Origin of the sequence: Pseudomonas frederiksbergensis (genome assembly GCF_003732665.1) — a bacterium.
In the GTDB taxonomy this organism is placed as follows: Bacteria; Pseudomonadota; Gammaproteobacteria; order Pseudomonadales; family Pseudomonadaceae; genus Aquipseudomonas; species Aquipseudomonas frederiksbergensis_G.
The window spans coordinates 60,114-80,898 of the sequence record NZ_MOBP01000010.1; the positions used below are offsets into that span (position 1 = coordinate 60,114).

General features: G+C 56.7%; 19 protein-coding genes and 2 pseudogenes. 8 read left to right on the forward strand and 13 right to left on the reverse strand.

The window, feature by feature from the left end; all coding sequences use genetic code 11:
• Positions 1-142 precede the first annotated feature (142 nt).
• The 4 genes and pseudogenes from BK665_RS35370 to BK665_RS16535 all read right to left on the reverse strand — a co-directional run bounded on the left by BK665_RS35370 (position 143) and on the right by BK665_RS16535 (position 3,496).
• Entirely contained in the window at positions 143-721 is a 579-nt protein-coding gene (locus BK665_RS35370) for a methyl-accepting chemotaxis protein (protein WP_375538938.1), read from the reverse strand.
• Positions 695-1,462, reverse strand: a pseudogene (locus tag BK665_RS35375) (PAS domain-containing protein); the annotation flags it as partial. The pseudogene BK665_RS35375 and the gene BK665_RS35370, both read right to left, overlap by 27 nt.
• Before the next feature lie 190 nt (positions 1,463-1,652).
• A complete protein-coding gene (locus BK665_RS16530) occupies positions 1,653-2,729 on the reverse strand; it encodes a diguanylate cyclase (RefSeq protein WP_123407408.1) in 1,077 nt (358 codons plus the stop codon).
• Positions 2,730-2,887: 158 nt separating this feature from the next.
• On the reverse strand, positions 2,888-3,496 hold the full coding sequence (locus tag BK665_RS16535; RefSeq protein WP_123407275.1) for a TetR/AcrR family transcriptional regulator: 609 nt from the start codon (positions 3,494-3,496) through the stop codon (positions 2,888-2,890).
• A gap of 216 nt (positions 3,497-3,712) precedes the next feature.
• Here BK665_RS16535 and BK665_RS16540 point away from each other — a divergent pair, with 216 nt between their 5' ends.
• Complete coding sequence (locus tag BK665_RS16540) at positions 3,713-4,762, forward strand: MBL fold metallo-hydrolase (RefSeq protein ID WP_123407277.1); 1,050 nt, start codon at positions 3,713-3,715, stop codon at positions 4,760-4,762.
• Positions 4,763-4,805: 43 nt separating this feature from the next.
• On the opposite strand, the gene BK665_RS16545 is transcribed toward BK665_RS16540, so the two are convergent.
• The 3 genes from BK665_RS16545 to BK665_RS16555 all read right to left on the reverse strand — a co-directional run bounded on the left by BK665_RS16545 (position 4,806) and on the right by BK665_RS16555 (position 6,226).
• Positions 4,806-5,036: a helix-turn-helix domain-containing protein gene (locus BK665_RS16545; RefSeq protein ID WP_123407279.1), complete on the reverse strand. Its 231-nt coding sequence runs from the start codon at positions 5,034-5,036 to the stop codon at positions 4,806-4,808.
• An 11-nt stretch (positions 5,037-5,047) separates the two neighbouring features.
• Complete coding sequence (locus BK665_RS16550) at positions 5,048-5,365, reverse strand: helix-turn-helix domain-containing protein (RefSeq protein WP_054613790.1); 318 nt, start codon at positions 5,363-5,365, stop codon at positions 5,048-5,050.
• Positions 5,366-5,458: 93 nt separating this feature from the next.
• Positions 5,459-6,226 carry an AraC family transcriptional regulator gene (locus BK665_RS16555; protein ID WP_123407281.1) on the reverse strand — a complete coding sequence of 256 codons (768 nt, stop codon included), beginning with the start codon at positions 6,224-6,226 and terminating at the stop codon, positions 5,459-5,461.
• Between the two features lie 113 nt (positions 6,227-6,339).
• Between BK665_RS16555 and BK665_RS16560 the strand changes: the two genes are divergently transcribed.
• From BK665_RS16560 to BK665_RS16580, 5 genes are all read left to right on the forward strand, one after another.
• Positions 6,340-7,149: a sulfite exporter TauE/SafE family protein gene (locus BK665_RS16560; RefSeq protein WP_123407283.1), complete on the forward strand. Its 810-nt coding sequence runs from the start codon at positions 6,340-6,342 to the stop codon at positions 7,147-7,149.
• 26 nt (positions 7,150-7,175) lie between these two features.
• Positions 7,176-7,868, forward strand: coding sequence for a DUF6933 domain-containing protein (locus BK665_RS16565; RefSeq protein WP_123407285.1), 693 nt, complete (start codon positions 7,176-7,178; stop codon positions 7,866-7,868).
• Between the two features lie 93 nt (positions 7,869-7,961).
• Complete coding sequence (locus BK665_RS16570) at positions 7,962-9,116, forward strand: hypothetical protein (protein WP_123407287.1); 1,155 nt, start codon at positions 7,962-7,964, stop codon at positions 9,114-9,116.
• A gap of 34 nt (positions 9,117-9,150) precedes the next feature.
• Positions 9,151-10,305: a hypothetical protein gene (locus BK665_RS16575; RefSeq protein WP_123407289.1), complete on the forward strand. Its 1,155-nt coding sequence runs from the start codon at positions 9,151-9,153 to the stop codon at positions 10,303-10,305.
• Between the two features lie 34 nt (positions 10,306-10,339).
• Positions 10,340-11,521 carry a hypothetical protein gene (locus BK665_RS16580; RefSeq protein WP_123407291.1) on the forward strand — a complete coding sequence of 394 codons (1,182 nt, stop codon included), beginning with the start codon at positions 10,340-10,342 and terminating at the stop codon, positions 11,519-11,521.
• Positions 11,522-11,529: 8 nt separating this feature from the next.
• On the opposite strand, the gene BK665_RS16585 is transcribed toward BK665_RS16580, so the two are convergent.
• From BK665_RS16585 to BK665_RS16615, 6 genes and pseudogenes are all read right to left on the reverse strand, one after another.
• On the reverse strand, positions 11,530-12,519 hold the full coding sequence (locus BK665_RS16585; protein WP_123407294.1) for a hypothetical protein: 990 nt from the start codon (positions 12,517-12,519) through the stop codon (positions 11,530-11,532).
• A 337-nt stretch (positions 12,520-12,856) separates the two neighbouring features.
• Entirely contained in the window at positions 12,857-13,570 is a 714-nt protein-coding gene (locus tag BK665_RS16595) for an HNH endonuclease (RefSeq protein WP_123407298.1), read from the reverse strand.
• A gap of 123 nt (positions 13,571-13,693) precedes the next feature.
• A complete protein-coding gene (locus tag BK665_RS16600) occupies positions 13,694-14,227 on the reverse strand; it encodes a BRO-N domain-containing protein (protein ID WP_123407300.1) in 534 nt (177 codons plus the stop codon).
• A 401-nt stretch (positions 14,228-14,628) separates the two neighbouring features.
• Positions 14,629-15,879: a ribonucleotide-diphosphate reductase subunit beta gene (locus BK665_RS16605; protein ID WP_092279009.1), complete on the reverse strand. Its 1,251-nt coding sequence runs from the start codon at positions 15,877-15,879 to the stop codon at positions 14,629-14,631.
• A 512-nt stretch (positions 15,880-16,391) separates the two neighbouring features.
• Positions 16,392-16,586, reverse strand: a pseudogene (locus BK665_RS16610) (hypothetical protein); the annotation flags it as partial.
• A 28-nt stretch (positions 16,587-16,614) separates the two neighbouring features.
• Complete coding sequence (locus BK665_RS16615) at positions 16,615-16,881, reverse strand: DUF2790 domain-containing protein (protein ID WP_123407305.1); 267 nt, start codon at positions 16,879-16,881, stop codon at positions 16,615-16,617.
• A gap of 416 nt (positions 16,882-17,297) precedes the next feature.
• Here BK665_RS16615 and acs point away from each other — a divergent pair, with 416 nt between their 5' ends.
• Together acs and aotJ are read left to right on the forward strand one after the other, a co-directional pair.
• On the forward strand, positions 17,298-19,253 hold the full coding sequence (gene acs / locus BK665_RS16620) for an acetate--CoA ligase (protein WP_123407307.1): 1,956 nt from the start codon (positions 17,298-17,300) through the stop codon (positions 19,251-19,253).
• Positions 19,254-19,950: 697 nt separating this feature from the next.
• Positions 19,951-20,724, forward strand: coding sequence for an L-arginine-binding protein AotJ (gene aotJ / locus BK665_RS16625; protein WP_123407309.1), 774 nt, complete (start codon positions 19,951-19,953; stop codon positions 20,722-20,724).
• The last annotated feature ends 61 nt before the right edge of the window (positions 20,725-20,785 follow it).

Consider the following 20,785-nt stretch of genomic DNA (forward strand, 5'->3'; position numbering starts at 1 on the left):
CGCGAGCAAGCCCGCTCCCACAGGGGATCATTGTGGGTCACAGATTTTGTGTACCCAGAAGATCCAATGTGGGAGCGGGCTTGCTCGCGAATGAGGCGACTCGGTTATTTGCCTGGCAAGAAAATCAATCCCCCTCACAACCTCAACCAGTCACCCGCTCATTCGCAAACATACTCACCGCCTGCACCGCATTACTCGCCCCATCCCGAATCTGCAAAATCACCGTGCCCGCCTGATTCGCCAACTCAACCCCTTCCGCCGCCCGGTCCCGGGTGCCATCCATGCTTTTGATCGCCTGCCGGGTCTCCGCCAGGATCAAACCGATCATGCTCGAAATCTCCGCCGTGGAGCCGCTGGTCCGTGCCGCGAGCAGCCGAACCTCATCCGCCACCACCGCAAATCCGCGCCCTTGCTCCCCGGCCCGGGCCGCTTCGATGGCCGCATTGAGCGCCAGCAAATTGGTCTGGTCGGCAATCGCCCGAATCGTGTTGACGATGGCGGTGATCTGTTCGGAGCGCTCGCCGAGTTGGGCGATCAACGTCGAAGACTCGGCAATATTGGCGGCGATTTCGCGCATTTCACTGGCCGCTTGCTGGATCACCTGGGTCCCGTGTTCCGCGACTTTTCGGGTCTCCACCGAGATGTGATAAGCCTCGGTGGCGCTACGGGCATCCTGGGCATGCTGCTCGACCCGGGCGGTGACGTCCGAAGCGAATTTCACCACTTTGCACAAGCGGCCGCCGGCGTCGTACACCGGGTTGTAGTTGGCTTCCAGCCAGACCGTTTGCCCGCGCTTGTCGACGCGCTCGAACTGGCCGTTGAACAGCTCACCCTGATTGAGCCGGCGCCAGAAGTCTTGATAAGCACTGCTGTTGACCAGTTCAGGGGTGCAGAAAATCCGGTGATGCTTGCCCTTGAGCTCGGCGAGGCTGTAACCCATGCGCGTCAGGAAATTCTGATTCGCAGTAATGATGCTGCCGTCCAGGTTGAACTCGATCACGGCCATTGCACGGTCGATAGCCTGCAACTTGGCTTGCGATTCGCTTTCCTGTTGCACCTTGGCCGTCACGTCCATGGCGTACTTCACCACTTTGACCACCCGCCCCGACGCATCCTTGATCGGGTTGTAACTGGCTTCCAGCCAGATTGGCTGGCCCTGACTGTTGACCCGCTCATAGGTGCCGGACTCGAACTGGCCGTTTTTCAGGCGCGCCCATAGCTGGGAATACTGGCTACTGCGGCCATATTCCGGCGTGCAGAACTGGCGGTGGGGTTTGCCGAGCACTTGATCGCGTTGATAACCCAGGGTCTTGAGGAAATTGTCGTTGGCGCGCAGGACGACGCCATCGAGGTCGAACTCGACCACTGCCATCGAACGATCGATGGCGTCCAGAAGGCCGGTTTGGTTGGCGACGGTTTGCTGGAGTTCATCGAGGGCGGATTTGTGGCGATTGAATAGCATGGCGGCAGTGCTCGAAAGGTTGGGAACAACAAGAAGCAAGTCCCTATTCCTGCGCGTGCAGGCCGAAGACCAAGGCTGTCTTCGGCGTTGTCTGCTCAATGTCAGCGGTCCCTGGCTGACAGAGCAATACTTATACAAAACTTAATAAACTTGTACAAGAAAGCAATTTATTGATCGTCTGTACAAGTTTTCAGGCGGGGATACGCGTTGCTGAGCCTTCGGCAGCAGGGTTCGAAGCAATACTGATTTTGTTACGACCGGTGTTTTTCGCGGTGTAGAGGGCTTTGTCAGCATCGTTGAGCCAGGTAATCGCGTCGGCGAACACCGTTTGGTACGCAGCCAGGCCAATGCTCAGCTTGATACGCAGCTCGGGCACTGGCGGATGACGATAGTCATTGAGCACTTCGCGCAGTCGCTCCATCACCTCCCTGGCGTGGTGCAACGACATGTTGGGCAAGATCACGCAGAACTCGTCGCCGCCATAACGGCCAGCCAGATCGCCTTCGCGCAAAGTGCGCCGCAGCTCAACGCTCAGTTGCCGCAGCACGGTATCGCCGACGATATGTCCGTAGCTGTCGTTGATGGCCTTGAAGTGGTCGATGTCGATCAGGGCAATCACCGACTCCACCTTATTCTGCCGGCACTGCTGGAACTTGACGTGCAGCAGGTCCTTCCAAGCGCCGTGGTTGAGCAGGCCGGTCAGGCTGTCGGTGCGGCTCAAGGCGCTGAGGGCGCGTTTGTGTTCGGAGAGTTTGAACGCCAGTCGATAACACACCATCCCCACCGCCAACGGGTAAATGGTCAGCGACGGTATGCACGCCCAGACCTGAATCGGCGTGGCTGTCGGGGTAAAACTGATGCCGAACAGCAACCAGGCAATCACCACCCCGATCAATTGAGCCAATGCGCCCTGGAGAAACAGTCTCGGGCCACCCGCCGCAACATTGTTCATCGTCATCATCGACAGAATGGTGACGGTCACGATGGGGTTGAACTGAACGGCGGCTGCCCAGAAACCACCGCACAGCGAATCGCCGATGATGTTGCGGCGTTCAGCCTGGTAGGGGAAGGGCGAATGCGTGGCGATCTGGTAGGCGAAATGGGGCCAGACGAAGCCGTTGAGCAACATCAAGACCCAGACCCAGCCCGGCACGTTCAATGGGTAAAGCGCGGCGGTCACACAGATACAGCCAATACCCAGACCGACCGTCCGGGGCATGTAAATGCGTCTGGCGAATGAAAGGCCCTTGCCGCGTTGGTTTTCCATAATTCCCTGCGCCAGTTTCATTCTGAAACACATTTCGGTGTTTTATTCAGAGCTACCGTTCATCGGTAAAGCGGCAGACATTGTCATTTATTCCAACAGGAATAATCAGTGTCCTTGGGAGCCATTTAACGAGGGCGCAGGTGCGGCAGAGACTTGATCTAGAGCTGATAGCAGGCCAGGAACATGTCCATCGCCGACTCGACGACGGTGTTTTGCATCTCGGGGGAAAGACCGGGCTGCCCCATGGAAATCTGCGGCCAGAATCCGAAGGACTTGAGCAGCCCCTGGATTTGCTGCGCGGCAAATTCCGCGGCGACCGGTTTCAGTCGGCCATCGGCCTGGGCGGCGCGAATCCACACCGTCAGGCCTTCTTCGCGTTCACCCATGCGGGCGACCATGTTGCGGGCGCGTTCGGGGGAATGGATGGTCGCGGCGATGGCGACTCGTGCCAGGTAGAGAAAGTTGTCGTCGCCCATCATCTGCACTTTCGCCATCAGGATTTGCCGTAGCTGATCGCGCAGGGGCAGGTCGGGGCGGTAGGCCGTTTCCTGCTCGGCGGTCACTCGCGCCCACAATTGATTAAGGATTTCGGCGAACAACTCTTCCTTGCTCGGAAAGTGGTTGTACACCGTGCGCTTCGACACGTCGGCGGTGGCGGCGATCTTGTCCATGCTGGTGATTTCAAAACCATTGGCACGGAATTCAGCAATCGCGGCCTGGATGATGGCTTCGCGTTTGCGGTCGGTGAGGCGCTGTGGAGCTGTCATAAGTACGCTTCGGCAGGAAAAAGAAGAGAGTTACACTCGGCAGTTTACTTGTGATCCGGATTGATGCAACCTAGAAACTACACTGTGCAGTGTAATCCGCAGTTAATCCTGCGCAGTGAAAAATAGAATCTCCGGCTGATGCGTGCGTGCCTTGGCCATTTATCGTCCCACGGTAGAAACCTGCGACTAACGCGGTTTTTCTGGAGTCATTCCTTCATGGCCAGTTCAAATTCCTCTACGGACATCGCCGTCCGACCTGAAGCTTCTCGTCAGGTCGAAGGGCATTTCCGAAACCACCAGCCAGTCCAGCGTGAAGGCTTTCGCAAAATGCTGCGCATCATGTGGAACATGATCTTCCACAAACCGCGCAACACTCGTCCGAGCACTTCTGTCCCGGTCCAGACCCTGACCCAGGCCGCTTTGATCGCCGCACCCAACCACAGCGTCTACCGCCTCGGCCACTCCACCGTCCTGCTGAAGCTGCGGGACAAGTTCTGGATCACCGACCCGGTCTTCGCCGAGCGTGCTTCACCCGTGCAATGGGCCGGCCCCAAGCGCTTCCACCAGCCGCCGATCAGCCTGGAAGACCTGCCACCGATTGAAGCGGTGATCCTGTCCCACGATCACTACGACCACCTCGATTACAACGCGGTGCTCAAACTGGCGGACAAGACCCAGTACTTCCTCACGCCACTGGGCGTGGGCGATACCCTGATCAAGTGGGGCATCGACGCCAGCAAAGTCCGCCAACTGGACTGGTGGCAGGGCACTGAAGTCGATGGCATCCAGTTCATCGCCACACCGTCGCAGCACTTTTCCGGTCGCGGCCTGTTCGATGGCAACAGCACCCTGTGGGCCTCGTGGGTGATGATCGACGGCGACACCCGCATCTTCTTCAGCGGCGACACCGGCTACTTCGACGGCTTCAAACGCATCGGCGAACAGTACGGCCCGTTCGACCTGACCCTGATGGAAACCGGCGCCTACAACGTCGAGTGGCCGCACGTGCACATGCAACCCGAACAAACTCTGCAAGCCCACATCGACCTCAAGGGCCGTTGGCTGCTGCCGATTCACAACGGCACCTTCGACCTGTCGATGCACGCCTGGTTTGAACCCTTCGACCGCATCATCACACTGGCCTGGGAACGCAATGTGTCGATCACCACGCCGCAGATGGGCGAGGCGTTCAACCTGAGCTATCCGCAGCGCGGCAGCCCTTGGTGGCTGGGCGTGGAAAACGTGAGCGATCAGGTAATGGCCTAGAGCGCTGCACTTTCGGGCCGTCTGCCAGGGGACGGCCCAGGGTTCACACCAATGCGCTGTGCGTTCCATCCTTCAGAAGATCCAGGTATTCCTGGATCTTCGTCATGGTCAAATCACCTAACCGTCCTTGCAGCATTTCATCCAGCTCCTCCTGAGACAACCCAAGCTTTTGCGCCGCCTCAGCCTTACCCAGATCACCGTTTTCGAGGAGCATGCCGATCCTCATGACGTATTCGGCCTTGCCTCGCGCTAAACCCGCATCGATATCACTCATCCACTGCCACCTCACTCAACCATCGCATAATCCGCCCGCGCCACCGGATTCGGCGTCGAGCCTTTCACATTCATCCCTCTACCCGGCGCAAACCCCGGGAAAAACACCAACCCCTCCGACTCAAACCGATACGCCAGCGCCAGTCGCGTGACATCCAGCACATCACGCTCGGCCTCGAAACGCTCAATGGCGTCTACGGAAACCCCGGATTCTCGGGACAACTCCTCCACGCTCCAACCCAGCATCGCTCGGGCCTGGGCGCTGTGGGCCGGGGTGAATTGGAAGAGGGCGATACGTTCCAGGGTGATTTTCATCGCAAGAGAGGCCATGGTGTTCTCCGGGCTCGAGAGTGCTGATTCAAAATGTACTGTGTTTTTGTACAGTTGTTTTGAGCCGGGATCAAATGCATTTTTTGATTTTTGCTATTTCGCCGCATCCATCCAGACGGACGGTGCCTGCCCTAGCACCCGGCGAAACATCGTCGAGAACGCCGCCGGGCTGTCGTAACCGAAGTCCACGGCAATTCGCGTGACCGGCGTGCCCACCGCCAACCGAGCCAGGGCCAGGACCACGCAGGCTTGTTGTCGCCATTGGCTGAAACTCAGGCCGGTTTGTTGGCGGAACAGCCGATTGAAGGTGCGCAAACTAATGTGCAACTGATCGGCCCAGTGCTGTGGCGATTGGTGGATGTTCGGCTGCTGGAGAAACGTCTGACACAACCCGAGCAATCGTCCTTCACCCGGCAGCGGAATGTGCAACGGCAGATGAGCGCTACGGGCCAGTTCGTGCAGCAGCAAGTCCATCAGCACGCCATCGCGCCCGGTCTCGTCATACGCCAGCGGAACCCCTACCGCCTCCATCAACAAGTGCCGCATCAGCGGCGAGACGCTGATCACCTGGCAGCGATCTCCCAGCTCAACCGCCGCCGGCTCGATGTACAAACTCCGCGTACTCACCCCGAGCATCAACACTTCATGGGCCACCCCGGCCGGGATCCAAACTGCCCGTTGCGGCGGCACCACCCAGTTACCGTCATGGGTGCTGACCTGCATCACCCCGGTGGCGCCGTATAGGAGTTGTGCCCGTCGGTGTGTATGACGAGGCAACACATGCCCGTGGGAATAATCCGTCCCGATCGCCACCACCGGCCGCGGCGTGTCGTCCAGCAAATTGATCGAAACATTGCGCATCGCAGCAGCACTCAGCAGTTGGCGTAAACGCGAACATTATTGGCTGACTTGCTGAAGCAGGCCAAGCGGCATCGCTCTATCGTCGACCGCTCCCCACCATTGGACGATGCGCAATGTTTTATCTCTTACTGACACTCTTCGGTTGCATGACCGGTATTACCGCCGTGCTGTTCGGCTTCGGCGGCGGTTTCGTCGTGGTGCCGTTGTTGTACCGCATGCTCATGGCCAGCCATGGCGCCGACGACCCCATCGGTCAATCGGCGATGCACATCGCCGTGGCGACTTCGACCTGCGTGATGATCGTCAACGCACTGATCGCCACTGGAAAACACCACCGCGCCGGTAGCCTGATTCGTCATTACCTGTGGCCGTTGGGTGGCTATATCGGGTTGGGCGCGATTGTCGGCGCTGGTGCAGCGATGTGGGCCAATGGTGAGGTGATTCGCTACGCCTTCATTGTGTATTTGGGTATTACGATTCTGGACTGCCTGTTCAGGCGCGGTTTTCTCACGCACTCGGATAACCAAGTCCCACGGCGATTGGGCAACGTTGCGGTGTCCGGCATAGGAATCGGCGCCATCGCAACCTTTCTCGGTGTGGGCGGCAGTGTCATGACTGTGCCGCTACTACGGCGTTGTGGCTTGAACATGTCCCAAGCCACGTCCATGGCTAATCCGCTGAGTTTACCCGTGGCCCTGGCCGGGACGCTGACTTACATGGCGATGGCTGGCTTCACCGAGTTTGATTTGGGCAAATGGTTTATCGGGTATGTGGATGTGTTGGCGTTTGCGATATTGGCGGCTGGATCGATCATCGGCATTCGCCTGGCGACGCCGTGGATCGGGCGGATACCGGATCGCGTGCATGCGTGGGTCTATATCGGTTTGTTGCTTTTAGTGATGCTTGGTATGTGGGTTAATTAAGTGCACCTAACGCTTGAGGGCCATTGATGTTGATCTTTAACTGCACCGAAGCAGCCAGCCAGTTTTTCAGTCGCGTCCAAAAGGGCAAAACAATCACGCCCGTGGACTTCAATCCATCATCGCCCACCCCGGAAGAGGACGAACCGGCTGACCTGACAGAACAGTGGCTGGTCCATGCGATCACCGTACAGCGCAAACACGTGCTGTTCGTCATGCACATCAAAACCCGTTACTGCATGATTTTCGCGGACGCGAAAAAGGCTGACGTTGCCGGATTTATCCAACGCTTCTCTGATCGCTGGCTCTACGGCTTGATGCGCCATGCGACGCAGAATGACTTGTTTCAATGGATCGACGGCGATCTCATGGAGCAGCGTTATGAGCAGGCCTGTAGCGAGTATGTTTTCTATAAGCGCCGGCATCGCGGTGCGCAAAAGCACATCGACGAAGTCTCTTGGATTTTCCAGAGTTACGCCGCCGAATGGGGCTCGCTACCGGCTGACGAATACGAGGCTGGCCGCTTCGACGCACGGAGGAATGACACCCCACGGCTGAGTAAAGGCCATAAAGACTATTACTGGCCCGATGAAGAAATGATTGCGCACTGGTTACGCACTTACTCCGGCCAGGATGAACAAAGTGTTCAGGCTGCACGTGATCGGCGTAATGCAGTGAAGCGCGAGATTGGGCAGTTGCAGTCGCAACTGGCGCAGCAATGATCGACATTGCGGCATCGATTGTTTGACGCCTCTTCGCCATAATCCGCGCCCATTACTACCGAGCAAACGCTCGCTTCGTTCAAGGATGATTTGATGTTCAACGGATTGTGTCGTCTGACTGGCGTTATCGCGCTGGCGTGCTCAACGTTTTCTACGCCGCTGTGGGCGGAAAACAGCGCTCAGGTGTACACCGGAACCTTGGGCAAAACGCCGATTGTGCTGCAGATGGACCCCGAAACGGCGACCGGCCGCTACTTCTACCAGAAGTACCGCAAGGATCTGGCGCTCAACGGCACAAAGGAAGGCAAAGCCCTTGTTCTGAAGGAGGGTGAAGAACCTTACGGCGAGGACACGCCGCGCCCGACAATTCGCTTGCAGCCCACACCTGACGGCTGGGCCGGCGAATGGATCAGCCCTGAAGGTAAAGTGCTGAAGATCGAGTTGGAGCGAGCCAAACGCCCACCACTACCGGCCAATACGTTGCCCTATCTAACCAGGCTCCATGATCAGGAACCTTATGAGTATCTGCGCCTGCAAGGTCTGAAACTCAATCAAGGCAAGACACAGACGTTTAATGGCTATTCGTTGCAGTGGTGGAGTGAGCCGCAGACGAAGTTGACGATATTTGAAGTGGTTTCCGGCTATACCCCTGAAGCGCGCGATCGCATTAATCGGCAGTTGATGGATCGATTGTGGCGGGAAGTGGTGGGGTACTACGGGTGTCTCGCTGGCGGTAGTGATACGTCGCTTATCCAAGCGATGACACCGCTGCTGATCACCTCATCGGTTATCAGCGTGAACGTTGAAACCGAGGGGCGTTGTGGCGGCCAGCACCCGGATTACAGCGAGGCACCCATTAACCTGGATGCCAAAACCGGTAAGTCCCTGACGTTAGAAGACGTCCTTTGGGTCGGGCAGGGTAAACCGCTGCATTACGAAGAGCTGAATGACCAAACCCCGGAAGCGCGCGAAGTTTATTCCGAGTACCGCACCCAAAAACTTGCACCTTGGCTCGTCGAACAGTTGCATAAGCTTCACCCCGATCAGATACCTGGCAGTGACGAGAACTGCGCTTACGGTGAAGCAGACCGTTGGATTCTCCCGACTTGGTATTTCACTGAAGAAGGCATCAAGTTAGAGCCGTACTTCTCTCACGCCGAAGCGCCGTGTGGGCATGTGGAATGGAGTGTTTTGCCCTATAGCCTTATCAAGCAGCACCCTGGCGGCGTCGCGCTGCAATTGCCCTGAGGCTGGATACGGCCATTTATCCAAGGAAGATTTGATGTTCAACGGATTGCGCTGGTTGGCCGGGGTTGTCGTCCTGGCGTGCTTAACGGCTTCGCCTGTGATTTGGGCTGACGGCAGTACTCAGGTCTATACCGGGACTTTGGGCAAAATGCCGATTGTGCTGGAAATGAATCCTGACTCTGGCGACGGTCGTTACTTCTACCAAAAGTACCGTAAGGACTTGGTTCTGAGCCTTACAAAAGAAGGGGAAACACTGGTACTGGAGGAGGGCGGTGGAAGTCAGCCTTACCCGACCATGCGCCTCAAACCCACGCCGGATGGCTGGTCTGGCGAGTGGACCAGCGCCAAGGGCAAAGTGCTGAAGATGGAGCAGCAGCAAGCCAGACTTGCGCCAGCGCCCGCCGATACCTTGCCCTATCTCGTCGAACTTCATGACAAATGGCCCTACGAATACCTGCGCTTGCTAGGCCTGAAACTCAAACAAGGCCAGACCGAAAATTTCATGGGCTACACGTTGCAATGGTGGAGCGAGCCGCAATCAGAAGTGCAACTGTTCGAAGTCGTTTCGGGTTATCCCGCTGAAGTGCTTCAACGCATCAATCAGCGACTGATGGCGCGCTTGTGGCAGGGCGTCGGGGGGACTTTGGAGTGCACTGTCGATGGTGCCCCGGGGTCCTATTTTCAAACAAGTCATCCCGTATGGATGTCGCCTTCGGTGATGAGCGTCATTACCGCCACCGACTTCTATTGCGGTGGTCTTCATCCGAATCTGGACAACGAATCGCTCAACTTTGATACCAGGACCGGCAATGTCCTGACGCTTGATGATGTGCTGTGGGTGGGGCAGGGCAAACCCGTGCATTTCGAAGAGGGCTTTGACTACTCATCCCCTGCATCCAAAGCTCATTATGAATATCGCAATAAAGAACTGGCGCCGTGGCTGGTGGCGCAATTGCTCAAACTCAACCCCAGCGAGATGACGGCAAAGCCCGAAGTGGAGGAGAACGATTGCGTCTATAGCGACGATAACCTTTGGAGTTCCCCTCTCTGGTACTTCACCGAAAAAGGCCTCAAGTTGGAGCCCGTTTTTGTTCACGCGGCGGCAGTGTGCCGAGACATTGACTGGGGCGTTCTGCCTTACAACCTCGTCAAACAACACCCCGGCGGCGTAGCACTGCAACTGCCCTGAAAATGCCCACCGCCATTTACCCAAGGATGATTTGATGTTTAAAGGATTGTGTCGTCTAACCAGCGTTGCCGCGTTGGTGTGTTCAACGTTTTCTACCGCGCTGGGGGCTGAAAGCGGCAAGCAGGTCTACACCGGCACCCTGGGCAAAACGCCAATCGTGCTGGAAGTAAACGCCGATGGCGGCGGCGACGTGGGTGGCCGTTACTTCTACCAAAAGTACCGCAAGGACCTGATGCTCAGCGGCAAAAAGGTCGGGCAGACGCTGGTGCTCGACGAGGTTCCCCTGCGGGGTGATCAGGACGCTCCCCACCCGACGATTCGTCTACAGCCCAAGCCCGACGGTTGGTCCGGTGAATGGCGCAGCCCCGAAGGCAAGGTGCTGAAAGTCGATCTACAGCAAGCCAACATTGCACCCGCGCCCGCCGCAACCGTGCCCTTTCTCACCACCCTGCGTGATCAGTCACCTTACGAGTACCTGCGTCTGCAAGGCCTGGACCTGAAGAAGGGCAAGGCCGAAACCTTCATGGGCTACTCGCTGCAATGGTGGATTGAACCAAAATCCGAAACGACACTGTTTGAAGTGGTATCGGGGTACACCGCCGCGGAGCGCCAGCGCATCAATCAACAATTGATGGGGCGCCTGTGGCAAGAAGTGGCGGGGAAGTTCGACTGTGAGGCCAGTGCCGGCGAGACGTTCTACGCACAAACGGTAGAACCCTTGTGGATGGGGCCGTCAACCATCAGCGTGAGCATTGCCACTGAGTACAGTTGCGGCGGCGCCTATACCGATGAAAACGACATGCCACTCAATCTGGACGTCAAAACCGGCAAGACCCTGACCCTTGAAGACGTGCTGTGGCTCGGCCAGGGCAAACCGCTGCACTACGAACGCGAGTACAACGACGCCACGCCGTCTTCCGAATCGTACGACGCCTATTCCGACTACCGCACCAAAACCCTGGCGCCGTGGTTGGTCCAGCAACTCAGCGCGCTCTATCCCGACGAGATGAAAACCACCACAGAACGTGAAGACGGCTGCATCTATGGCGACGAACAACCATGGACATACCCGTCCTGGTACTTCACCAAAAGCGGCATCAAGTTAGTGCCATCGTTCCCGCACATCTCTTCCATGTGCCGCGACACAGCGTTCAGCGTCCTGCCGTACAACCTCATCCAGCAACACCCCGGCAGTGCCGCGCTGCAATTACCCTGACGCGAGGGTTACTTGTCGTCCAACCCCGGCGCTTCCCGAACAATAAAGTGATCCAGATTCTCAATATTCGCACTGAACACCCCGAACGTCTGTTCGGGGTTTTTCTTGCTCGGCACCTGCTTCAACTCCGGCGTCACGCCATAGAAGAAGCAAAACAACTCCTTCCCGCTTTCTATGGCGTGCTTGATCTCTTCCAGAAACGCCTTGCGCTTGCGGTAGTTGTCGATCAACTTCTTGCTCAAATAAACATTCACCGAATAAGGCTTCTTCTTCGCCTCATCCGCCTGCTTGAACCAGACCTTCTGTTCGAAGTCGATGCGAAAACTCTGGGTGTAATCCTTGATCTCCTTGATCTTGCCCCAGTAAATCAGCCCCTTGTTGTCCGTCAGGTATTCGATCTTCTTGAAGAACGAGCCGTAAGGCGCGGTGTGCTCGCCAATCTTCAGCGGCATGCGCTTGAGCAGTTCCTTGTCCTCGAAGTTCGACACAAAACACTCCACCGGATGGGCGAAGACACTGGTCTTGTCCGGCGCCGACTCGCGGGTTGGGTGCTCCGTGTGCTTATCCACTGACGTGGGTTTCGGATCATCCCGCACCACATCCGCCGCCACCGCCGGGCTCGACGGCTTGCGTACATACTCACGCCGAGTCAGTAACAACTCCGACGGAAAATGCTCCTCGCGACTGTCATCCGTTTCCGCACCGTCCGCCTCAACCCCCGACGCCGGCGCCCTCAAACTGACATAAGGACAATCCGCCACATGCCGCGTGCTGGGCGTGTTCTTGAAGTGCGGGGTGCGAACGTAGTTCACGTTTTTGGCGTTGAACGTCGTCAGCACATTGGCCGAATCGAAGGCCGCCCTGCAGGCGTCATTGGGACATTGGAAGTGTTCCTTGGCGGAATCGAACGCCACCGTCTCGTCAAAATTCAAATCCCGCACGTCATAGATCGACAACTTGTCGTCGAGGCTGAGGCAGTAGGCGAGGTCGAATTTCATGGCGGGCTCGGGTCCTTGAGTGGGGAAGGGTATTAATAGCGGGAGGCGGGGCGGGTTGCACTGACTGTTTTCAAAACACCGCAAAACCTGTGGCAACACACCAAACCTGTGGGAGCGGGCTTGCTCGCGAATCCCAGCATCAACTCGGTCAATCTACCCCGCGCGGACACCACAGCAACGCAACTCACTGTGGCGAGGGAACTTGCTCCCCCTGGGCTGCGCAGCAGCCCCAAACCCGGCAAACGCGGTACATCAGGCAGATCGAGTTGTTTGCATGGCGACTGCTTTGCAGCCGAGCGGGAGCAAGCTCCCTCGCCACAGGTTTCGTACAGTCCAATTACTCAGGTTTCAACCGCTTCACCCTCTTATAAAGCGAAGCAGTAAATTCATCCCGGTCGCTGGAATGGTGACAACGACGATGACAGTTCGGGCATAGCGCCACAGCATTACTTGTGCGATCCGAACCTTCCAGCGCCAAATGCTTAACGTGATGAACCTCAAGAAACGGCCTGCCATCCTTCTCAAACGGAGCCGGCTCGCCACAGCCTTCGCATTTTCCTTCAGCCTGCTGGCGAACCCACGCCCTGACTTCAGGATCGCGAACATAAGACTTTCCAATGGACTGAGTTTGCTCGGGGCACTCAATCCCCTTCGGCTCATTTTTAAGCGGTTGCCGCTCAATTTTGGCCGCACGCTGCTCCAGTGTTGCCTCGTCCGCAGTCGGAGCAAAGTCTTCGGGCGTCAAAATACTTGAAGCGCTGAGCGCTCTACGAATGCTGCGCGCAACATTCGCGCCGACATTCTTGGCCGGTTTGTAACCCTCGATGCGATCTCGACGCAGTTCCACCAGCACGGTAGAGATGTTCTGCATCCTAAACTCAACTGATCCTTTAGTCCGACCGGCTAAGGCACCCTCACGCAGGATGCGATTCTCCTCAGTCTTAACGACTTTCTGACCGCTCTGCTCGCGGGACAACATGCTGAGATAGGCATCGACCGCAGCTTGAATCTCCACGTCAGTCCAATCGCTGTTGCTCTTTTCAGTGTCCATACAATCGCCGAGGGTTGAAAACCCTCGGACGATACTGAGTGGCCATTACGACTGTCTACGAAAATTCCTACAGAAAAGACCGACGCATCGTTCAAGCGATCCTACAAAGACACCACCGCACTACTAACCCACCGATTGCTTCGAAGACTGAAAAGCCTCCAAAACCCTGCGCCACCAGGGCTTAACCACTGGCACCCGTCGTCGCGTTCGATTGAGCAACAAATAAGGCATGTCCCTCAGCCGAATCCAGCCTTCATCCTGCCAATGCAACAGACTCAACGACATTTCCGGCCAGTCCAACAAACTCAACATCGGTCGATCAGAATTCTTCGACGGCACGGCATCACGTAAGGCGGGCACCACTTGATGAGTCAACCATTCGCGCAACAACCGATTCCCCGGCGCGTAGTGATAGACCAACAACGCATAGACGCCGGACTCGCTGAGCATCAGTCGCTTCTCTGGCTGGCCGTGGTAGTTAATCAACAACGTATGCCGCTGATCCTCGTCCAGTTTGCTGACCATCCGATCATTCAAATGGACACCCATCAAACGACCGAGGTCGCGGGCGCAGAACCATGGCTGGTTTTCCAGGAGGAGGGCGTGAAGGTCTAGGTTTTGACGAATAAAAACTGTGGGGATGAAGGGATCAGGCATTACCGATCCCCAAAGAAACGGGAGAGTGGATTGGTTGTTGTGTGGGCATATCCATTACCTCTACGAATGAATTGGATAGAGCCAAAACCCAACGTAGAGGATCTAAGAAATCCCAACAGGCAGTCTTTTCCACACAAGGTCGCGTATCGACACGCGGTTCTGTGTAAATAAGTTAGCTTCTACGTTGGGCGTTTCTTAGGCACCTGGATTTAGCTTAGAGGTGCATCGAGTGGGTATCAATCGGGAAAGAGCTGAGAGTGCTGTAGGAGTTTTTGCAACGTGACGTAGGTACGAGTGAGCATTTCTTACAGGCAATAAAAAGCCCCGATCGAATCGGGGCTTTTCAGTTTTTTGATTTGCGACTCAGGTTGGTATCGTCAAATCGCGGCTAGCCTCAGGAGTTAATCCCAGCTAAGCGCACCACCGGTTTGGTATTCGATTACGCGCGTCTCAAAGAAATTCTTCTCTTTCTTCAAGTCCATAATTTCGCTCATCCAAGGGAACGGATTCGTAGTCCCCGGATACTCTTCTTTAAGACCGATCTGCGACAGACGACGGTTAGCGATGAACTTCAGATAGTCCTCCATCATCGCCGCGTTCATGCCGAGTACGCCGCGAGGCATGGTGTCACGCGCATATTCGATTTCGAGTTGGGTGCCCTGCAGAATCATCTGCGAAGCTTCTTCCTTCATCTCAGCATCCCACAAGTGCGGGTTTTCGATTTTGATCTGGTTGATCACGTCGATGCCGAAGTTCAGGTGCATGGATTCGTCGCGCAGGATGTATTGGAACTGCTCGGCGACGCCTGTCATTTTGTTGCGGCGGCCCATGGAGAGGATTTGGGTGAAGCCGCAGTAGAAGAAGATGCCTTCCAGAACGCAATAGTAGGCGATCAGGTTGCGCAGCAGTTCTTTGTCGGTTTCGACGGTGCCGGTTTCGAACTTCGGATCGGAGATCGAACGGGTGTATTTGAGGCCCCAGGTGGCTTTTTTCGCGACCGATGGGATCTCGTGGTACATGTTGAAGATTTCGCCTTCATCCATGGCCAGCGATTCGATGCAGTACTGGTAGGCGTGGGTGTGGATCGCTTCTTCGAAAGCCTGGCGCAGGATGTACTGGCGGCATTCCGGGTTGGTGATCAGGCGGTACACGGCCAGGACGAGGTTGTTGGCAACCAGGGAGTCGGCGGTGGAGAAGAAGCCGAGGTTGCGCATGACGATGCGGCGTTCGTCGTCGGTCAGGCCTTCCGGGTCTTTCCAGAGGGCGATGTCGGCGGTCATGTTGACTTCTTGCGGCATCCAGTGGTTTGCGCAACCGTCCAGATACTTCTGCCAGGCCCAGTCGTACTTGAAGGGTACGAGTTGGTTGAGGTCGGCGCGGCAGTTGATCATGCGCTTTTCGTCGACAGCGACGCGGGCGGAGGCGCCTTCGAGTTCGGCCAGGCCTTCGGCAACGTCGAGGTTGTCCAGGGCGGCTTTGGCACGGGCGATGGCGGCGGAGTCGGAGGCGGTCACGGCGCGCGCTTCTTGGGCGGCAACGCCACCGGCGGTGTCGAGGCGGTCCATGTTGGCTTCAGTCGCGTGGCCGGCGTTGGCGCCTTTTACAGCTACTTCGCCCGTGTCTTCTTTGTCGAATTCGTCCCAGCTCAGCATGACGTGTCGTCTCCTGCGTGAGGGCCAGATTGCCCATGTGATGGTTTGTCACACGGTCGTACTGGCCGCGTTGGATCTAAGGAAAATGTAATTGCAGCTACCGCAGGCAAAAACAGAAATTTTTTACGGAGCCGAGCCGCCGATGGGCGCAGAGAAAATGAATCGCTTCTGCGTGGGGCTTCGGACTGGCTGCTTATCCCTGTAAGGGAATATTGCAGGCCCGTTTAAGGCGGCATTATAGGGAAAAAAATCGGGCTGTGGTGCGACGAAATGGCACTCGGAACGGTTGGCGGGGGGAGGTGTTTGGGTCGGAACGAGGGTTTACAGGGCTTTGGAAGGAAATCGGGGGCGCAGATTTTTTTTCATAATTTTTTGCGGGCAATCTTTTTGCTCAAAAAATAGCCAGAAAAATGGGTTTTTCACTACATGTTGTGGTTTGAGTCGCTTTTCGGCTGCCCCAGACACAACTAGGCCCGACAGAAGTCAGGCCCTAATGTCACGCTCAGCCATCAGCTGAAACGGGCAGCCCCTACGTGATCGGCACCATCGGCAGCGACTTTGGCGGCGCCAACGTGATCAGCCCCGTCAGCGGCGACTGGCGCATCGTTGGTTACAGCGGCCGAACCGGTGTGGTCGTAGCCATCAGCCGCGAAAGCGCCGCCGGCGAGTACGCAAAGGGTCAGGGCAAGGATCAGTTTGGTTTTCATCGTTATCACTCCAAGTGTGTGTGGCGGATTAACCGTTAGTGCAGCCGTTACCCATGACGCTATAACGCAGGATGTGGCGCTGACCTTTGGAGTCGTCGTATTCCATTTTCATCGGAACAACTTCACACACATTAGGAACTTCGCTCATGGACACGACGTTGGCGATGTCCAAGTGGGTGGAGTAGGTGTATTCCTCTACTACCACGGGTTTTTGCTGTGCAACATCAGTCGGGGCCTCGTCTGCCATGGCGTTGAAGCACAAGCTGCTGAGGGCCAGAACTAATAAAGCTTTCATTTCAAATTTACCTTTCTAAAGTCGAGAGGGTTCACGCAATCCTTTTGGGATTGCGTGTGGAACTTCAGTACTGGGTTGTTTGATTAACTGCCTTCGTGGGGGCTGCAACTTGGTTAATCAGGGTTGCCTTGTTGGCGAGGCTGATTTTAGGCGTGGGGGTTACATTCATATACCCATGGTTTTGATAAACACCTTTCGCATTTCTCGTAACAATCGCGCAAAAGATCAAAAGATCGCAGGCTTCGCCAGCTCCTACGGGGGGCGGGGAGGTCCGGATTGCGCGGGTTTGACCCACAAGCGGGGGTAACCACGACGTTTTGTAGGGGCTTGTTACTACCATCGTCGAATGGTTCTATAGGCCCGGCCCGGCTACAACAGAGCCATACAAAAACAACTATTCCACCGAGGTAAGAAAGATGAGTGCGGCTTCTCTGTATCCCGTTCGTCCCGAGGTAGCAGCCAATACGCTGACTGACGAGGCCACCTATAAGGCCATGTACCAGCAGTCGGTCGTCAATCCGGACGGCTTCTGGCGCGAACAGGCCAAGCGCCTCGACTGGATCAAGCCTTTCACCACGGTGAAACAGACCTCCTTCGACGATCACCATGTCGATATCAAATGGTTCGCCGACGGCACCCTGAACGTTTCCTATAACTGCCTCGACCGTCACCTGGCCGAGCGCGGCGATCAAATCGCGATTATCTGGGAAGGGGATGACCCCGCCGAGAGCCGCAACATCACCTACCGCGAGCTGCACGAACAAGTCTGCAAGTTCGCCAACGCCTTGCGCGGCCAGGATGTGCATCGCGGCGACGTGGTGACTATCTATATGCCGATGATCCCTGAAGCCGTGGTCGCCATGTTGGCCTGCACCCGGATCGGCGCGATTCACTCGGTAGTGTTCGGCGGTTTCTCGCCGGAAGCCCTTGCTGGCCGCATCATCGACTGCAAATCCAAAGTAGTAATCACCGCTGACGAAGGCATTCGTGCCGGCAAGAAGATCCCGCTCAAGACCAACGTCGACGATGCGCTGACCAACCCGGAAACCAGCAGCATCCAGAAAGTCATCGTGTGCAAGCGCACCGGTGGCAACATCAAGTGGAACCAGCATCGCGACATCTGGTACGAAGACCTGATGAAAGTGGCGGGCAGTGTTTGCGCGCCGAAAGAAATGGGCGCTGAAGAAGCGCTGTTCATCCTTTACACCTCCGGTTCGACCGGTAAGCCAAAGGGCGTGCAGCACACCACCGCCGGTTATCTGTTGTACGCGGCGATGACCCACGAGCGTGTATTCGATTATCGTCCGGGCGAAATCTACTGGTGCACCGCCGACGTCGGCTGGGTTACCGGTCACAGCTATATCGTCTACGGTCCATTGGCCAACGGCGCGACCACGTTGCTGTTTGAAGGCGTGCCGAACTATCCGGATATCACCCGGGTGGCGAAAATCATCGACAAGCACAAGGTCAACATCCTCTACACCGCGCCCACCGCGATCCGCGCGATGATGGCGTCGGGCCAAGCCGCTGTTGAAGGTGCCGATGGCAGCAGTTTGCGCCTGCTCGGTTCTGTGGGTGAGCCGATCAACCCGGAAGCGTGGGACTGGTATTACAAGAATGTGGGCAAGTCCCGTTGCCCGATCGTCGATACCTGGTGGCAGACCGAAACCGGCGGCAACATGATGAGCCCGCTGCCGGGTGCTCACGCGCTCAAGCCAGGTTCTGCGGCGCGTCCGTTCTTCGGTGTGGTGCCGGCTCTGGTGGATAACCTGGGCAACATTATCGAAGGCGTCGCCGAGGGCAACCTGGTGATTCTCGATTCGTGGCCAGGCCAGGCGCGCACGTTGTATGGCGACCATGACCGCTTCGTCGACACCTACTTCAAGACTTTCCGTGGCATGTACTTCACCGGTGACGGCGCCCGTCGTGACGAAGACGGTTACTACTGGATCACCGGTCGCGTGGATGACGTGCTTAACGTGTCCGGGCACCGCATGGGTACAGCCGAGATCGAGAGCGCGATGGTTGCGCACCCGAAAGTCGCCGAGGCTGCCGTGGTTGGCGTGCCGCACGACATCAAGGGGCAGGGCATCTATGTGTATGTCACCCTTAAAAATGGCGAAGAGCCGAGCGAGCAACTGCGCTTGGAGCTGAAAAACTGGGTGCGCAAAGAGATCGGCCCGATTGCTTCGCCGGATGTGATCCAGTGGGCGCCGGGGCTGCCGAAAACTCGTTCGGGCAAGATCATGCGCCGGATCCTGCGCAAGATTGCGACCGCTGAATACGATGGGCTGGGGGATATCTCCACCCTGGCGGACCCGGGTGTAGTGCAGCATTTGATTGATACGCATAAGACGATGAACGTCGCGTAAGCGTCGGTCTGAGTCATGGAAGCCCTGCCAGGTGTTGTCTGGTGGGGCTTTTTATTGCCTGGGGATTTTGTGGTGGTTGTTCGGGCCTCTTCGCGAGCAAGCCCGCTCCCACAGGGAATCTTCAGTGAACATAAATTCTGCGAACAGCACCGAGCCACTGTGGGAGCGGGCTTGCTCGCGAAGGCGATCTGTCAGACACCACATCAACAACGCCGAATATTTATCGGCATCCCCCGTAGGCCATTTCCCACTGTTACCCGTCTTCAGGAAAGTAACTGAATGTGTAACCGCCCGCGCCGATCCGGGGCATTGGGAAACGCAAAGCCCCGTTTCAGGGCCTCTCAGCGGCCCATTAAAAATAAGACACTACGCTGTGCTTGCCGGATTAGAAGGGTTTGCCAATAATAGGCCCGCTATTTGCAATACAGATCGGTTTACAATCTTTTGCTCTTGCATGAAATTGCAAGGCTGTCAACGTGCCCAAGCGCCATTCTCAGTGCATCTGTAATTTGTTGTCGCATTGAAGAAATATCGGCTTCGGGCCTGTCGTTAGAATGCCGATCACTCGCTCGTCGTCGCTCGCGTTGAAATCAGCGCGGGTTTCTCAGGACGCAGCACCGCTTTCCCGTTTAACCCATTCGCATATTGGGCCTGTGCTCACTCTGCCGTTTTTGCCCTTTACCGATGGAGTCCCAAGATGAAGAAACTTGTGCTGCTTGGCGCCCTGGCACTGTCCGTGTTGTCCCTGCCGACCTTCGCCGATGAAAAACCCCTGAAGATCGGTATCGAAGCGGCGTACCCTCCGTTTGCCTCCAAGGCACCGGACGGCAGCATCGTCGGTTTCGACTACGACATCGGCAACGCCCTGTGCGAGCAGATGCAGGTCAAGTGCCAGTGGGTCGAGCAAGAGTTCGACGGTCTGATCCCGGCACTCAAAGTGCGCAAGATCGACGCGATCCTGTCGTCCATGTCGATCACTGAAGATCGCAAGAAGTCCGTGGACTTCACCAACAAGTACTACAACACCCCGGCGCGCCTGGTGATGAAGGCCGGCACCGTGGTCAGCGACAACCTGACCGAACTCAAGGGCAAGAACATCGGCGTGCAACGTGGTTCGATCCACGAGCGTTTCGCCCGCGAAGTCCTGGCCCCGCTGGGTGCCGAGATCAAGCCTTACGGTTCGCAGAACGAAATCTACCTCGACGTGGCCGCCGGCCGCCTCGACGGCACCGTGGCAGACGCTACGCTGCTGGATGACGGTTTCCTGAAAACCGACGCTGGCAAGGGCTACGCTTTCGTTGGCCCGGCCTTCACCGACGTCAAATACTTCGGCGACGGCGTAGGCATCGCTGTTCGCAAGGGTGACGCGTTGAAAGACAAGATCAACAGCGCAATCGCTGCCATTCGCGAGAACGGCAAATACAAGCAAATCCAGGACAAATACTTCGCCTTCGATATCTACGGCAAGTAACACGTCCCGGCGACAAGTCAGAAATGGCGCAAGCAACAGAATCTCTGCGGTTTGCGCCATT